Annotated in this window: 16 protein-coding genes; 12 read left to right on the top strand and 4 right to left on the bottom strand. The window is 52.4% G+C overall.

Features of this window, described 5'->3' with window-relative positions; genetic code table 11:
* Position 1: 1 nt before the first annotated feature.
* From purE to IBX50_RS11025, 4 genes are all read left to right on the top strand, one after another.
* Positions 2–493 (top strand): 5-(carboxyamino)imidazole ribonucleotide mutase, encoded by a 492-nt coding sequence (purE, locus tag IBX50_RS11040; RefSeq protein WP_292255847.1) that lies wholly within the window; start codon positions 2–4, stop codon positions 491–493.
* Between the two features lie 16 nt (positions 494–509).
* Entirely contained in the window at positions 510–1721 is a 1212-nt protein-coding gene (locus IBX50_RS11035; RefSeq protein ID WP_292255846.1) for a 5-(carboxyamino)imidazole ribonucleotide synthase, read from the top strand.
* A gap of 45 nt (positions 1722–1766) precedes the next feature.
* Positions 1767–2240: a Dps family protein gene (locus tag IBX50_RS11030; RefSeq protein WP_292255845.1), complete on the top strand. Its 474-nt coding sequence runs from the start codon at positions 1767–1769 to the stop codon at positions 2238–2240.
* 72 nt (positions 2241–2312) lie between these two features.
* A complete protein-coding gene (locus IBX50_RS11025; RefSeq protein ID WP_292255844.1) occupies positions 2313–2834 on the top strand; it encodes a DUF501 domain-containing protein in 522 nt (173 codons plus the stop codon).
* Here the strand turns inward: IBX50_RS11025 and IBX50_RS11020 are convergent.
* Complete coding sequence (locus IBX50_RS11020) at positions 2831–3211, bottom strand: hypothetical protein (protein WP_292255843.1); 381 nt, start codon at positions 3209–3211, stop codon at positions 2831–2833. The genes IBX50_RS11025 and IBX50_RS11020 overlap by 4 nt on opposite strands.
* A 196-nt stretch (positions 3212–3407) precedes the next feature.
* Here IBX50_RS11020 and IBX50_RS11015 point away from each other — a divergent pair, with 196 nt between their 5' ends.
* Positions 3408–3533, top strand: coding sequence for a hypothetical protein (locus tag IBX50_RS11015; protein WP_292255841.1), 126 nt, complete (start codon positions 3408–3410; stop codon positions 3531–3533).
* A 167-nt stretch (positions 3534–3700) separates the two neighbouring features.
* Here IBX50_RS11015 and glnA read toward each other — a convergent pair whose 3' ends face one another.
* Entirely contained in the window at positions 3701–5107 is a 1407-nt protein-coding gene (glnA, locus tag IBX50_RS11010) for a glutamate--ammonia ligase (protein ID WP_292255839.1), read from the bottom strand.
* Positions 5108–5535: 428 nt separating this feature from the next.
* Here glnA and typA point away from each other — a divergent pair, with 428 nt between their 5' ends.
* A complete protein-coding gene (gene typA / locus IBX50_RS11005; protein ID WP_292255836.1) occupies positions 5536–7350 on the top strand; it encodes a translational GTPase TypA in 1815 nt (604 codons plus the stop codon).
* A gap of 58 nt (positions 7351–7408) precedes the next feature.
* Positions 7409–7855, top strand: coding sequence for a hypothetical protein (locus tag IBX50_RS11000; RefSeq protein ID WP_292255835.1), 447 nt, complete (start codon positions 7409–7411; stop codon positions 7853–7855).
* Here IBX50_RS11000 and mnmC read toward each other — a convergent pair.
* On the bottom strand, positions 7821–9878 hold the full coding sequence (gene mnmC, locus IBX50_RS10995; RefSeq protein WP_292255833.1) for a bifunctional tRNA (5-methylaminomethyl-2-thiouridine)(34)-methyltransferase MnmD/FAD-dependent 5-carboxymethylaminomethyl-2-thiouridine(34) oxidoreductase MnmC: 2058 nt from the start codon (positions 9876–9878) through the stop codon (positions 7821–7823). The genes IBX50_RS11000 and mnmC overlap by 35 nt on opposite strands.
* A 30-nt stretch (positions 9879–9908) precedes the next feature.
* A complete protein-coding gene (locus IBX50_RS10990) occupies positions 9909–10208 on the bottom strand; it encodes a YciI family protein (protein ID WP_292255831.1) in 300 nt (99 codons plus the stop codon).
* Between the two features lie 93 nt (positions 10209–10301).
* Between IBX50_RS10990 and IBX50_RS10985 the strand changes: the two genes are divergently transcribed.
* The 5 genes from IBX50_RS10985 to rluB are packed head-to-tail and all read left to right on the top strand — an operon-like array spanning position 10302 to position 14297.
* On the top strand, positions 10302–11126 hold the full coding sequence (locus IBX50_RS10985; RefSeq protein ID WP_292255830.1) for a PHP domain-containing protein: 825 nt from the start codon (positions 10302–10304) through the stop codon (positions 11124–11126).
* Positions 11126–11749 (top strand): L-threonylcarbamoyladenylate synthase, encoded by a 624-nt coding sequence (locus IBX50_RS10980; protein WP_292255828.1) that lies wholly within the window; start codon positions 11126–11128, stop codon positions 11747–11749. Before IBX50_RS10985 ends, IBX50_RS10980 begins: the two co-directional genes overlap by 1 nt.
* A 27-nt stretch (positions 11750–11776) precedes the next feature.
* Positions 11777–12610, top strand: coding sequence for a ScpA family protein (locus IBX50_RS10975; protein WP_292255849.1), 834 nt, complete (start codon positions 11777–11779; stop codon positions 12608–12610).
* The gene (gene scpB, locus IBX50_RS10970; RefSeq protein ID WP_292255826.1) at positions 12607–13356 is read left to right on the top strand and encodes an SMC-Scp complex subunit ScpB; all 750 of its coding nucleotides are present in this window, start codon (positions 12607–12609) and stop codon (positions 13354–13356) included. Before IBX50_RS10975 ends, scpB begins: the two co-directional genes overlap by 4 nt.
* Positions 13357–13394: 38 nt before the next feature.
* Entirely contained in the window at positions 13395–14297 is a 903-nt protein-coding gene (rluB, locus tag IBX50_RS10965) for a 23S rRNA pseudouridine(2605) synthase RluB (RefSeq protein ID WP_292255824.1), read from the top strand.
* Positions 14298–14441: the final 144 nt, after the last annotated feature.

Genomic DNA, 14441 nt, shown 5'->3' with positions numbered 1-14441 from the left:
GATGCAGCCACAAGTAGGCGTGATCATGGGTTCCAAGTCGGACTGGCCGACCATGGAACATGCTGTAGCCATGCTGGACAAGCTGGGCGTCAGCCATGAGGTGCAAGTCGTTTCTGCCCACCGTACTCCAGATCTGCTGTTTGAGTATGCAAAAACAGCCGAATCTCGTGGTCTACAGGTCATTATTGCCGGTGCGGGCGGTGCTGCACACCTGCCGGGTATGGCTGCATCCCAGACCTGTTTGCCGGTACTGGGTGTTCCTGTTGAGTCCCAGGCTCTGAAAGGTATGGATTCACTGCTGTCGATTGTACAGATGCCCGGTGGTGTACCGGTGGCAACTCTGGCCATTGGCAAAGCAGGAGCCACCAATGCCGGTATTCTTGCGGCTCAGATTGTGGCGCTGCAGGATTCAAAAGTTGCAGCAGCATTAAAAAATTTCCGTCAACAGCAGACACAAGCTGTACTGGATCATCCTGATCCACGAGTTGAGTAATCCAGGGGTTGAAATCATGCGTGTAGGTATTCTGGGTGCAGGGCAACTGGGACAAATGCTGGCGCTGGCCGGATATCCACTGGGTCAGCGTTTTGTGTTTCTCGATACCAGTGGCAGCCCCAGTGCAGATATCGGCACCACACAGATTGATCTTGATAATCAGCATCTGGCCGAGTTTCTGGCTCAGGTCGATGTTGTGAGTTTTGAGTTCGAGCACCTGCCGGTGGATCGGGTACGGGACATTGAAAAACACAAACCTGTTTACCCTTCGAGCCGCGCGCTGGAAGTCTGTCAGAATCGAGGCCTGGAAAAAGCCCTGTTTACCCGGTTGCAGATTCCCACTCCGGAATATCAGTTGGTGGACAGTCTGGAAACCTTGCAACAAGCGGTCAGTCAACTGATCACTAAACACGCCAAACCCGTGGTGGTAAAAACCGTCACTGAAGGTTATGACGGCAAGGGGCAGGCTGTTTTGCGTACCGCTGATGCAGCGGAAGTGGCGGCTGTATGGCAGCGGATTGGTGGGCGTGAATTAATTGTTGAAGCTTTTATCGAGTTTGTTCGTGAAGTATCCATCATTGCTGTGCGTGGACAAAACGGCGAGGTGCGTTTTTATCCCATGGCAGAAAATCACCATGTGGATGGTATTCTGCGTTATTCACTGGCTCCCCTGCCGGATCTGGATGCTGCCATCCAGCAGCAGGCTGAGAGTTATATTCAGGCGCTGTTAAAAGAACTGGATTATGTGGGCGTGTTGACTCTGGAATTGTTTCAGCAGGCCGATGGTCGCTTGCTGGCGAATGAGATGGCACCACGTGTTCACAACTCGGGTCACTGGACCCAAAATGGTGCGGTGACCAGCCAGTTTGAGAACCACCTGCGGGCGGTGGCCGGCTTACCCCTGGGATCAACAGCGGCTCGTTTTCCCACCTGCATGATCAACATCATTGGTCGTTGTGGTGATACCAGGCAACTGCTGCAGGAAGACAGTGTGCATCTGCATCTGTATGGTAAGGAAGAGCGCGCTGGCCGTAAGCTGGGACACCTGAATCTGGTGGCTGATGATTTGCCGTCATTACTGGATAAGGTGCAACGAGCTGTTGCTTTGCTGCCTGATGCCCCAGAACCTCATTTTAGTTTTGCGGTATATTCAAAAGCTGATAGGCGTGAGCTATTGATGGAATGCACAAATACCCATAGCCTGCAGAGTGGCTCTGCGTTAGGATAAAACAGTTGAAAGATAAACCGTTATCTTGATAAGCAAGGAGATCTCATGAGCACTAATCGTATCGGTCTTGATACTGCCAAAGCCCAGCAGCTGTCTGAAAAACTGAACATCCTGCTGGCCAATTACCAGATTTTTTACATGAATGTCCGTGGTTACCACTGGAATATTCAGGGTTCTTCCTTTTTTGAGTTGCACGTCAAGTTTGAGGAGCAGTATAACGACCTGCTGCTGAAAGTGGATGAGCTGGCAGAGCGTATTCTGACTCTGGGACATCGTCCTCTGCATGCTTTTAGTGACTATATTGCTCACAGCAGCATCAAAGAACATAAGCAAGCCAGTGATGGCAAGGTGTGTGTGGAAGGTCTGCTGGCTGGTTACAAAGAGTTGCTGCAAATGCAGCGTGATCTGCTGGATGCTGCTGGTAGTGCCGGTGATGAAGGTACTGCCTCGCTGATGAGTGATTACATCAGTCAGCAGGAAAAAACCGTCTGGATGCTGAGTGCTTATCTGGCAGGTTAAACAGACTGTTATCGAGAACCATACAGCGGGCAAATAGCCCGCTGTTTTTATATTAAAAGAGTGAAAAGTATTATGTTCCAGAGAGTTACCCTTGAGCCAACACCTGAGCAGCGTCATATCATCACCGAAGAGCTAGGTAAAGAGCCTAAGGGTATGCAGTGCATTACCGCTGTGGACGGTCGTGGTAGACCTCTGGCAGTACAGGTGGCGGCATTAGTGGATGGTAAACCCTTCCCGACCTTTTACTGGCTCACGAGTCGTCTGCTGGTAAAAGAGCTGTCACATCTGGAGGCAGCAGGACTGATCAAGGAGCTGGAAGCCCGTTTACAGACCGATGAGGCATTAATGGCTGAATATCACCGCAGCCATGAAGATTATGTAGCACGTCGCTGGGCGGCCATGACACCGGCTACTCGTGAGCAGATTGAACGCCTAGGTTTTACCGAAGTATTCAGCAAAAGGGGCGTGGGAGGTATTGAAAACTGGAAGCAGATCCGCTGTCTGCATACTCAGTATGCCCATCATCTCAGTCGTGGCAATGCCATCGGGCGGCTGTTGGATGAAGAGTATGGCATTGCCAAAATGCTGGCCTAAGCGCTGCTGTAACTCAGCTTCATTGATTTTTTATCTTCGATATACTGCTCAACAAATTCCTGATCCGCTTTGCTGATGGTTGTGATCTGCAAATCAATACCATACAGGGTACCGCAGGACAGCAGGATACAACTCAGTACCTTGCCGGTGATATGCAAGGGATGTTTGATGCCCTTGTGAATAGCCTGGATATCCAGAGTCACCAGCAAGCCTTTTTTTAGCAGTTTTTCACAGTGAAAGCGTACATCAGTATGACTGATGGATTGCACATAAGCCCAGCTGGTTCTGGTGGGTTTATCACCAGTTGTGCCGGGTCGTAATCGTGCTTTCCAGTAGCTTGGGGTGCCATTTAACGGTGGCTGGGTTTTGTTTTTCATTGCTGAGCCTGTTTCAGAAACTTTATTCCAGCTTATCAAATTGTTGTGGGGCAGACTGCATCGCATTGCTTGCGAGGAGTGAAAAATTGTAATTTATGATCTGTGTTAAGGTTATCGCTATTTTAAAGGGTAGAATATAAGCTAAACTTGAGTTGTGGAAAACCAGCCGATTTTATTATTTCTGTGGAGAGAACCTATGTACACTGATCAACATGTAGTTGCCAGCCTGGTGCTGATCGCTGTGATGATTGTTGCCAGCTTCTGGAGTGTTAAAAAGTTGAAAAGTCTGATGGACAAGGATGGAGCCAACACCAACAAATAAGCATGACGTGATCCATCGTCGGCCGATATAACCACCCAGCTGTATTTAAAAAGCGCCCCTGTCTCTGGGGTGTTTTTTTTCTTTCCAGCCGCTCAACTGCACAACCATAAAAAACATCCGCCACATCTGTGGCGGATGTTTTAAGCTGCAACTGAACCCTGACGGGATTAGATGGAGTAGTACATGTCGAACTCGACCGGATGAGTGGTCATGTTCAGACGGTTGACTTCTTCCATTTTCAGGTCAATAAAGGCATCCAGCATGTCATCAGTGAATACACCACCCTTGGTCAGGAACTCACGATCCGCATTCAAAGCTTCCAGAGCTTCCTGCAGACTACCCGCCACCTGAGGAACCAGAGCCGCTTCTTCCGGGGGCAGGTCATACAGGTTTTTGTCCATGGCATCGCCAGGGTGAATCTTGTTCTGAATACCGTCCAGACCCGCCATCAGCAGTGCAGCAAAGCACAGGTAGGGGTTAGCACCTGGATCAGGGAAGCGGGTTTCGATACGACGTGCTTTGGGGCTGCTGACGTAAGGAATACGAATGGACGCAGAGCGGTTTTTGGCAGAATAGGCCAGCATAACCGGAGCTTCAAAACCGGGAACCAGACGCTTGTAAGAGTTGGTCAGCGGGTTGGTGATGGCGTTCAGTGCCTTGGCGTGTTTGATGATACCGCCAATGTAGTACAGAGCCATTTCCGACAGGCCGCCGTAGCTGTCACCGGAGAAGAGGTTAACACCGTCTTTGGACAGGGACTGGTGAACGTGCATACCGGAACCATTGTCACCCACCAGCGGCTTGGGCATGAAGGTCGCCGTTTTGCCAAAGGCATGAGCCACGTTGTGTACGCAGTACTTCAGGCGCTGCACTTCGTCAGCTTTTTTCACCAGAGTGTTAAAAGCAACACCGATTTCACACTGGTTGGCTGTGGCCACTTCGTGGTGGTGAACTTCGATTTTCAGACCCATGGCGGTCATGGCATTACACATGGCACCGCGAATTTCATGGGAAGAGTCAACCGGAGGAACAGGGAAGTAACCGCCTTTCACACGGGGACGGTGACCCATGTTGCCGCCTTCGATGGTGGCATCAGAAGACCAGGCTGCTTCTTCGGAATCGATGGAATAGGAGGCACCGGAGATGTCCTGTTTCCACTTCACATCATCAAAAATAAAGAATTCGGGTTCAGGGCCAAAGAAAGCGGTGTCAGCAATACCGGTGGACTTCAGGTATTCTTCTGCACGGCGAGCCAGTGAACGGGGGTCGCGCTCGTAACCTTGCATGGTGGCAGGTTCGATGATGTCACACTGCAGGATTAGAGTGGCTTCGTCAGTGAAAGGATCCAGCACGGCAGTGGCGTCGTCAGGACGCATGATCATGTCGGATTCGTTGATGCCTTTCCAGCCACCAACAGAAGAGCCGTCAAACATCTGGCCGTTTTCGAAAAACTCTTCATCAACAGAAGAGGCAGGAATGGTCACATGCTGCTCTTTACCACGGGCATCGGTAAAACGCAGGTCAATCCATTTAACATCGTGTTCCTTGATCATAGAAAGGCTGTTTTTGGACATGCTCGCCTCCATCGTTTGGCGTTGGGTCTGGGGGTGTTTCAAATTCTGCTTCAAGCCGGTTTCCACCAGTTGAGGTCAGGTCTGTCAAAGTAATAGCAAACCCTGTGCCAAAAATATGCAGCATCGCTCCAGCTTGCATCAATTCAGGGTGTTGCGGTTGTTTTCAGCCTCAAGATGAAGCAATCACCTCTTTTTGGCGCATTATTGCGCACCTAATTAGAGCATAAATGCTGCCGTTGCACTAATCCTGTGCTTTTGTGGTGCGTTGGCTGCACTGAATTGCAGCCTGATCGACTAAAGCAGTAAAAAGCTATTACTGTCACCCTTCTGCCGTTATACTTATGCGCCATTTTTTTTCGGGTTGGTCAGGAGCATCTCCTCTGGCTGGCCTGTCCAGACCACCTTCCGGCTCGTCCGGGGAGCAGCTTGTGATAGATAAACTACGTAACATCGCCATTATTGCCCACGTTGACCATGGTAAAACCACGCTGGTTGATAAGCTTCTGAAGCAATCCGGCACACTGGATCGCCGTGATGCAGAGTCTGAGCGAGTCATGGACTCCAACGATCAGGAAAAAGAACGCGGCATTACCATTCTGGCCAAAAACACTGCCATTACCTGGAATGACTACCGCATCAACATCATTGACACCCCCGGCCACGCCGACTTTGGTGGTGAGGTTGAGCGTGTGCTGTCGATGGTTGACTCGGTACTGCTGCTGGTTGATGCAATGGACGGGCCTATGCCGCAGACCCGTTTTGTGACCCAGAAAGCCTTCGCCCGTGGTCTGAAGCCGATTGTGGTGATCAACAAGGTGGACCGTCCCGGTGCGCGTCCTGACTGGGTGGTGGATCAGGTGTTTGATCTGTTTGATAACCTGGGTGCCACTGAAGAGCAGCTGGATTTCCCGATCATTTATGCCTCGGCACTGAATGGTGTCGCCGGTAACTCGCCTGATGAGCTGGCAGAAGACATGACCCCGTTGTTCCAGGCGGTGGTCGATCTGGTGCCACCACCAGCTGTTGACCCAGAAGGCACTTTCCAGATGCAGATTTCTGCACTGGATTATTCCAGTTATGTGGGTGTAATTGGTGTTGGCCGTATCACTCGTGGCCGTGCCCTGCCTAACCAGCAGATCATTGTTATTGACCGTGAAGGCAAGCAGCGTAAAGCCAAAATCGGTCAGGTCATGACTTATCACGGCCTGCAGCGCAACGAATCACCCGAAGGCGCTGAAGCAGGTGATATCGTTTGTATCACCGGTGTGGATCCACTCTTCATCTCCGATACCCTGTGTGATCCGAACAATCCTGAAGCCATGCCTGCACTGAGTGTGGATGAGCCAACGGTGACCATGACTTTCCAGGTCAACAACTCTCCGTTTGCTGGTAAAGATGGCAAGTATGTCACCAGCCGCAACATCAAAGAGCGCCTGGAAAAAGAACTGGTGCACAACGTGGCGCTGCGTGTTGAAGAAACCGACAGCCCGGATCGTTTCCGTGTTTCTGGTCGTGGTGAGCTGCACCTGTCGGTACTGATCGAAACCATGCGCCGTGAAGGTTTTGAGCTGGGTGTTTCCCGTCCTGAAGTAATCATCAGAACCATTGATGGTGTGAAGCAGGAACCCTATGAAGAGCTGATCATTGATGTTGAAGAACAGCATCAGGGCTCCATCATGGAAGAGCTGGGCAAGCGTAAAGCGCGCATGACCAACATGAATCCAGATGGCAAGGGTCGTGTGCGTCTGGACTTTATCATTCCTTCACGCGGTCTGATCGGTTTCCGCAACCAGTTCATGACTCTGACTTCCGGTTCCGGCATTCTGACCAGTATTTTTGATCATTACGGCCCGATTGCAGAAGGCTCAGTAGAGCATCGCATCAACGGTGTGCTGGTTTCCATGGCGACCGGCAAGGTGCTGGCTTATGCTCTGACGACTCTGCAGGATCGTGGTCGCTTGTTTGTAGGCCCGGGTGTGGAAGTGTATGAAGGCATGATTGTGGGTATTAACTCCCGCGACAGCGACATGGCAGTGAACCCCACCAAGGCGAAAAAACTGGATAACATGCGCGCCTCCGGCAACGATGAAACCATTCAGTTGACTCCGCCGGTGAAGTTCAGCCTTGAACAAGCACTGGAGTTCATTGATGATGATGAGCTGGTGGAAGTCACACCTAACTTCATCCGTATGCGTAAAAGATTCCTGACAGAAAACGAGCGTAAACGCGCTGGAAAAAACTGATCTTTTGAGTCTTAATAAGGGGCGGCCTGCGAGGGTCGCTTTTTTTTAGGAAAATTCTATGAGATACCATCGCTATCTACTCCCGCTGGTGCTGCTGGGGCTGATCATTTCATTGTTATTGCCCAGACCCGAAGAACCGAGTCCAGCAGCGGTGACGCTTCCACAGGAAGCAGAAATGCAGACGGTGCCCGATCCGCGCAGTTATCGACCCAGACCTGAGCCGGTGCATGGCTTGAGTGATGCGGATCGACGGCAGCTGGGGTTTGGGGCCAGACCGGAGCGGCGTATCCTGCAGAGCCTGTCTGAGCGCAGAGATCTGATACCGCAACAGCCGGTGCTGGGTGGCAGTATGGATTTTGTGCTGGAGGAATCCGTGGTGCTGAATCGCCACTGGGTACTGGCAGTCTATGAAGACGGCCATGTCCGTGGGCAGGCGCTGTTTGAATATCAGGTGTCAGAAGCCGGTGAAATCAGTTGGACTTTGCTGACGCATCAGCCCGACTGAGTTTTTTGCGTTTTAATTCCCGGATGATAAAACGTCCGGGATGCAGGCTTTCCAGCAGCTCTTTTGCCACCGGCGCGGGTTCATTCAACAGCTGGCTCACCAGCAGTTCAGAGGCCAGTGGAATACTGGCCAGTCCGCGTGAACCATGGCCAATATTCAGCCATAGGCCAGGATAATTCTCCGCAGCGGGTAGATCACTCAGCTGGGCGTTATAGCTCAGATCCTGGTAAAGCACTTGCCAGCGTTCAGCCACAGGAGCGGGGCCAACTAGTGGTAGGTAATCCGGTGAGGTACAACGGAAACCAACTCGGCCAGTGCAGTTTGTGGCATTGATGGCTTGCTGTTCCGTGCTTTGTGGTAATAGCTGGGTCAACAACTCCGGCAGGCTGGTATTCAACTCCTCAATATTGGCTTGATGATCCTCATCAGTCAGCTGTGGGTTGTTGGAATGCAGGTTAAAAGTCGCACCAAAACAGAGCGTCTGTTGCAATGGTGGGCTGACATACCCAGTTCCACAAACTACTGTGCGAGGTCGTGGTGCTGTTTTTTCGTTCAATGGCAGATGTGTCACCTGCCCGCGTATGGATTTGATCGGTAACCAGCGACAAGGCTCAAATTTACGGGTGGCAAACGCACTGGCCAGTATCACCGTGTCATAATCCTGTTGCCCCTGCGCTGTGGTGACTTGCCAGCCACCTTGGGGCTGCTGGGTGATCCCAGTGACCGCTTGTTGTTTGTGTAAACGAATACCGGGTAGGCTCGTTGCCAGTTGCTGACAAAGACGCCCCGGTTGCACCCAGCCTGCGCGGGGATAAAACAAACCACCACAAGTGATGGGTGTATCAGCCAGCTGGCTGGCGGTGTTAGCATCAACCGGATAAACCAGACTTGAGGGTAATAACTGGCGCTGCAAAAAACGCTGCTGGCGTTGCTGCTCTTTTTCATCCAGTGCCAGTTGTAATACACCAGAAGGTGACCAGAAGTTCTGTTCTGGATCTGTTTGTTGCAGCCAGCGACGACTATATTCCAGTCCGCTCAGATAAAAACGGCTGGCCGGATTGGTATCCACGGCCAGCTTGATGTAAAGCACTCCCTGACGATTACCAGAACCACCGGTACCCGCTTCGTCTGCCTCGTAAAGATCCACTTCCAAGCCACGGCGGCTCAGTGCCTGAGCGGTGCAAAGCCCAGCCAGCCCAGCACCAATAATGGCAATACGCCCTGGATCGGATTGGGGTGCCTGCTGCACCCAGCCGGGTTTGGTGTGTGGCAGGTTCGGGGCAGTAAAACCACCTCGCAGCATGTCCCACTTACTACCAAACCCCTGCACCTTTTTAACCGTAAAACCGGCAGCGCGCAGACTGCGTTTAACATTACCCACCGATGTGAAGGTGGCAAAGGTGGTGTCGGCATGGCTGCAGTGTGCCAGCGCAGCAAAAAGTTGATCCGTCCACATGCCTGGATTTTTGAGCGGTGCAAAACCATCCAGACACCAGGCATCCACCTGCGCATCCAGCGCGGCCAGATTACTGGCTGCATCGCCCAGCAGTAGATCCAGGGTGATGCGAGGATGCAGGTGCAGGCGATGAAAACCGGAAACCGCTTGTGGATAGTTTTGTTGCAACCAGCTGGAAAACGTACCTAACTCTGGCCAGTTGTTGTGTGCCTGTTGCAGATCCTCCGGGGTGAGCGGAAACAACTCGGTACTGATCCAGTGCAGGCGGGCATCACTGGGTGCTGTCTGCAAAAAAGCTTGTATGGCAACCAGCAAATTCAGTCCGCTGCCAAAACCGGTTTCACCCACCACAAAAGCCCGTTGTTGTTGCCAGCTTTGCCAGCGCTCTGGGAGATTGTTCTGCTGCAGAAAAACGTAGCGACTTTCATCCGGCCCCTGATTGCGGGAAAAATAAACATCATCAAACGCATCGGCCACCGGGGTGCCCTCCTGCCATTGAATCTGAGCGGTTTGCAGAGCACGAGGGTGCAGGTGGCTGTAGATTACAGATGATGATGTTTCAGGCATGGCGGTTGCTCATGTACAAAAGCAGGGAATTCAGGGAAGTACTTTTTTGAAGGGTTTGATGGTGACTTTTTGGTAAACACCAGCAGCAATGTAGGGGTCAGCGTCTGCCCAGGCTTGTGCATCGGCCTGACTGGCAAACTCAGCCACCACTAAGCTGCCGGTAAAACCCGCTTCACCGGGGTTGTCACTTTCAATGGCTGGATGCGGACCGGCCAGCAGCAATCGACCTTCGTTTTTTAATGCCTCCAAGCGTGCCAGATGTTCGGGGCGAGCAGCCAGACGCTGCTCAAGGGTACCGGGTTTGTCTTCACAGATCAGGGCGTAAAACATCGGGTTGTCTCCGGGTAAAAGTGTTAATCTTGACAGCCTTAAAAACTGCCTGTGATTTTTATGCCTCCTGCCAGCAATCAATGTGATTACCACATGCATTCTACTGCATCCGATGGTGCTTTAAGCCCAACGGATTTGTTGCAGTTTGCTGCCGAGCGGGGGCTGAAAGAAATAGCGCTGACCGACCATGATACCTTTGCCGGTCTGGATGAAGCCAGCCTTGCAGCTGAGCAACTGGGAATCAGGCTGATCAAGGGTATGGAGTTTTCCTGCACCTGGCTGGGCGTCACCATTCATCTGGTGGCACTCTGGCCGCAAGGCGTAACCAGCGAAGCGCATGCGTTGGCAGAAGAACAACGCAAGGCACGCTGGCAACGAGCCGCCCGCATCATCGAAAAACTGGCACGCGCATCGGTGCATCTACAGCTGGATGACGTACTGCGTTATTCTGGCGGTCGTGAACCGGGTCGTCCACATTTTGCTGAAGCGCTGGTGTCGGCTGGGTATGTGGATAACCACAGCCAGGCATTTCGTAAGTGGCTGGGTGCCGGTAAAATAGGTGATGTCAAAAACCACTGGATGGATATGGCCGAAGCTGTAGAGCGTTTAAAAGCCGCTGGTGCTTTTGTCAGTCTGGCACATCCGCAGCATTACAAGTTAACCCGAACCAAACGCAACCGGCTGATTAGTAGTTTTGCCGAAGCCGGTGGACAAGGGCTGGAAGTGGTCAGTGGTCAGCAGGATTTGCAGCAAACACTGAGCCTGGTGAAGCTGATGGAAGCTGCCGGACTGGTGGCTAGCTGGGGCAGTGATTTTCATGCCAGTGGCCCTGGTTGTCCGGCGCCCGGCAGTTATGCAGCCTTGCCTGCTGCCTGTGTACCCTTGAGTGAACGATTTAATCTGCAAGAGAAGCCGTGATGAGCCAGTATTTTGAAATACATCCTGAAAATCCCCAGAAACGTCTGATTCAGCAGGCCGTTGCCATTTTGCGAGAAGGCGGTGTGATTGCTTACCCCACCGACTCAGCCTATGCGCTGGGCTGTTGTGTTGGTGAAAAAAAAGCCGTGGAGCGCATCAAGCGTATTCGTGAGTTGGACGACAAACACAACTTCACACTGATGTGTGCCGACCTTTCAGAGCTGTCGGTTTATGCCAAGGTAGATAACACCGTGTTCCGGATGTTAAAAAACACCACACCTGGGCCTTACACCTACATCCTGAATGCTACCGGTGAAGTTCCCCGGCTGTTGATGCATCCCAAGCGTCGCACCATCGGGCTAAGGGTGCCGGATCATGTGCTGACCCATGCCCTGCTGGAAGAGCTGGGCGCACCGATGATGAGTGTCACGCTGATTCTGCCGGGTGAAACCCTGCCGATGCATGAAGCGGATGAAATCCGTGAGCGGCTGAGCAAATTGGTGGATCTGATCATTGATGGCGGCGCCTGTTCCATTGAGCCAACCACCGTGGTGAACCTTTGTACCGGTGTGCCGGAAATTACCCGTCAAGGGCGGGGAGATCCAGCACCTTTCGGCGGCTGATTCAGGGTGCAGCGAGTTATAGAGCAGATGGATCTGCTGGCTAAAGTAGGCGGTCAACCCTTCACTGTTCAGCCAGAAGATCTGTTTATTCCACCGGAAGCATTAAGAGTTTTTCTGGAGGCTTTTGAAGGGCCTTTGGATCTGCTGCTGTACCTGATCCGCAAGCACAATCTGGATATCCTGACGGTGAATGTGGCTGAAATCACCCGGCAATATATAAATTATCTGGATTTGATGCAGGAGCTGCAGATTGAGCTGGCGGGTGAATATCTGGTGATGGCCGCGCTGCTGGCAGAAATCAAATCACGCAGCCTGTTACCCCGTGCTCCGGGCACGGAAGATGAAGACGACGACGAAGATCCACGTGCCCAACTGATTCGTCGTCTGCTGGAGTATGAGCAGTTCAAGACAGCAGCAGAGCGGCTGGATGCCTTGCCCCGCGAAGAGAGGGACCTGTTCCCACTGTTGCCGGAACTGCCGGAGTTGCAAAGCCGGGTGCAGCATCCTGATGTGGATCTGCAGGAAGTGTTGCTGGCTTTTGCCCGCTTGCTGAAAAAATCCGATCTGCTGGCGCATCACCAGATCAGCCGTGAGCCCCTGTCCACACGGGAGCGTATGTCTCAGGTGCTGGAGTATCTGAAGCAGGCGCAAGGTTATCTGACTTTTGAAAACCTGTTTGATCTCACCGAAGGCCGTCCCGGTATGGTGGTGACTTTTATGGCGCTGCTGGAGCTGGTCAAGGAACAACTGGTGGAGCTGGTGCAAACTCAACTGTTTGCCATGATCCATGTACGGCTGCGTGTATTGGGTAGTCTGAATTCAGCGGATGACTCACAGATGCCCGAAGAGGACGCGGGGTGAGCCAGTTATCTCAACCGAAGTTGGTGCGAGTGATCCAAGCCTTGCTGCTGGCTGCCCGTGAGCCTTTGAGCCTGGAGCGCCTTGTTGCGGTGTTTGAGCCTCACCAGTGCCCTGATCGCCTGGCACTGCGTGCCGCACTGGAGCAGCTGCAGCAAGAGGCAACAGGCAGCAGCCAGCAGCTGGTGGAACTGGCTGGTGGGTTTCGTTATCAGATTCGCAGTGACTATGCGCCCTGGATCAGTCGCCTGTCAGAAGAAAAACCGCCGCGTTATTCCAGAGCGCTGCTGGAAACCCTGTCACTGATCGCTTATCGTCAGCCGGTGACAAGAGGCGAAATTGAAGATGTGCGGGGGGTCAGTGTTAGCTCACAGATTATCCGCACCCTGGAAGACCGTGAGTGGATACGTGTGATTGGGCATCGGGAAGTACCCGGTCGCCCGGCACTCTATGCCACCACGCGCCAGTTTCTGGATTATTTTGGGCTGAAAAGCCTGAATCAGTTACCACCGCTGGATGAGCTGCGCGAGCTGGTGGATACTGAGGAAGAATGGCATGACGAGCTGGATAAACCTCCGGTTTCGCCTATGCTGTCAGTGGATGAAGATATGGATGCAGACCTGTCAGATGATCCTGAAACTGTCAGGGAACTGTTACAAGCACCCTTGCCAGAAGTGAAGGAATTGACCTTTGCAGATCTGGCGCAGCGTTTTGTGCAGGATCAGGATGATGAACCCGAGGGGCAATAACCGCCCCGTTTATACTCTCTTACCGTGTGTGAACACCCATGAAAAAAACGCAATACTACAACCAGCAACAAGCTGCTGAAAAAGCTGCCGCCAACCCCACCGCAGATGCCACAGAAAAACTGCAGAAAGTGCTGGCACGTTCCGGACTTGGCTCACGTCGTGAAATGGAAACCCTGATTGATGCCGGACTGGTCACAGTGAATGGCCGTACCGCCACGCTGGGTGATCGTATCACTGACCGTGATCGTGTGACGGTACGTGGTCGTCCGGTCAGTCTGAAAGCTGAAGATGACCTTCCCCGCCGTGTCATTATGTACAACAAACCGGAAGGTGAACTGGTTACTCGCAAAGATCCTGAAGGTCGTCGCACGGTTTTTGACCATCTGCCGCGCCTGCGTGGTGAGCGTTGGATAGCCATAGGCCGCCTGGATATCAACACCAGCGGTTTATTGTTGTTCACCAATGATGGGGAGCTGGCTAACCGCCTGATGCACCCCTCGCATCAGGTTGAGCGTGAATACGCGGTGCGGGTGATGGGTGAAGTCACCGATGAAATGTTGAATGCCATGAAAGACGGTGTGATGCTGGAAGATGGTGTGGCTCGTTTTACTGATATTCAGTTGGTGGGCGGTGAAGGCATCAACGTCTGGTATCACGTGGTGATCACTGAAGGCCGCAACCGTGAGGTGCGCCGTTTGTGGGAATCTCAGGGGGTTACCGTCAGCCGCCTGAAACGGGTACGTTACGGTAATATCTATCTGGACAAGCGCACCAAGATGGGTGAATGGATTGAACTGACTCAGTCAGAAATTGATGACATGTCGGCGCTGGCTGGATTGGCAAAAAAATCGGCCACCCCCCTGCAGACAGGGCGTCCGGGTCAGAAGCAGCGTTCCGGTGCGCGTAAACCGGTGCACGCCATCGGTCGGCGCAGCAAATAAATAGCTCGGCGCAGTAAATAAAACAGGTTTTTTTCGGCTCAGGGGGTTGCAAGAGACTGAAAAAAAGCTATTATATGCGCCGCGTTAAGGGGTCGTTAGCTCAGTGGTAGAGCAGTTGGCTTTTAACCAATTGGTCGAAGGTTC

This window comes from Marinospirillum sp. (genome assembly GCF_014859565.1).
This window is presented reverse-complemented; position numbering and strand designations above follow the sequence as displayed.

What these genes read in the sequence shown, in the direction of transcription:
- purE (WP_292255847.1), top strand. Translation starts at nt 2, where the DNA reads ATGCAGCCACAAGTAGGCGTGATCATGGGTTCCAAGTCGGACTGGCCG.
- IBX50_RS11035 (WP_292255846.1), top strand. Translation starts at nt 510, where the DNA reads ATGCGTGTAGGTATTCTGGGTGCAGGGCAACTGGGACAAATGCTGGCG.
- IBX50_RS11030 (WP_292255845.1), top strand. Translation starts at nt 1,767, where the DNA reads ATGAGCACTAATCGTATCGGTCTTGATACTGCCAAAGCCCAGCAGCTG.
- IBX50_RS11025 (WP_292255844.1), top strand. Translation starts at nt 2,313, where the DNA reads ATGTTCCAGAGAGTTACCCTTGAGCCAACACCTGAGCAGCGTCATATC.
- IBX50_RS11020 (WP_292255843.1), bottom strand. Translation starts at nt 3,211, where the DNA reads ATGAAAAACAAAACCCAGCCACCGTTAAATGGCACCCCAAGCTACTGG.
- IBX50_RS11015 (WP_292255841.1), top strand. Translation starts at nt 3,408, where the DNA reads ATGTACACTGATCAACATGTAGTTGCCAGCCTGGTGCTGATCGCTGTG.
- glnA (WP_292255839.1), bottom strand. Translation starts at nt 5,107, where the DNA reads ATGTCCAAAAACAGCCTTTCTATGATCAAGGAACACGATGTTAAATGG.
- IBX50_RS11000 (WP_292255835.1), top strand. Translation starts at nt 7,409, where the DNA reads ATGAGATACCATCGCTATCTACTCCCGCTGGTGCTGCTGGGGCTGATC.
- mnmC (WP_292255833.1), bottom strand. Translation starts at nt 9,878, where the DNA reads ATGCCTGAAACATCATCATCTGTAATCTACAGCCACCTGCACCCTCGT.
- IBX50_RS10990 (WP_292255831.1), bottom strand. Translation starts at nt 10,208, where the DNA reads ATGTTTTACGCCCTGATCTGTGAAGACAAACCCGGTACCCTTGAGCAG.
- IBX50_RS10985 (WP_292255830.1), top strand. Translation starts at nt 10,302, where the DNA reads ATGCATTCTACTGCATCCGATGGTGCTTTAAGCCCAACGGATTTGTTG.
- IBX50_RS10980 (WP_292255828.1), top strand. Translation starts at nt 11,126, where the DNA reads ATGAGCCAGTATTTTGAAATACATCCTGAAAATCCCCAGAAACGTCTG.
- IBX50_RS10975 (WP_292255849.1), top strand. Translation starts at nt 11,777, where the DNA reads ATGGATCTGCTGGCTAAAGTAGGCGGTCAACCCTTCACTGTTCAGCCA.
- rluB (WP_292255824.1), top strand. Translation starts at nt 13,395, where the DNA reads ATGAAAAAAACGCAATACTACAACCAGCAACAAGCTGCTGAAAAAGCT.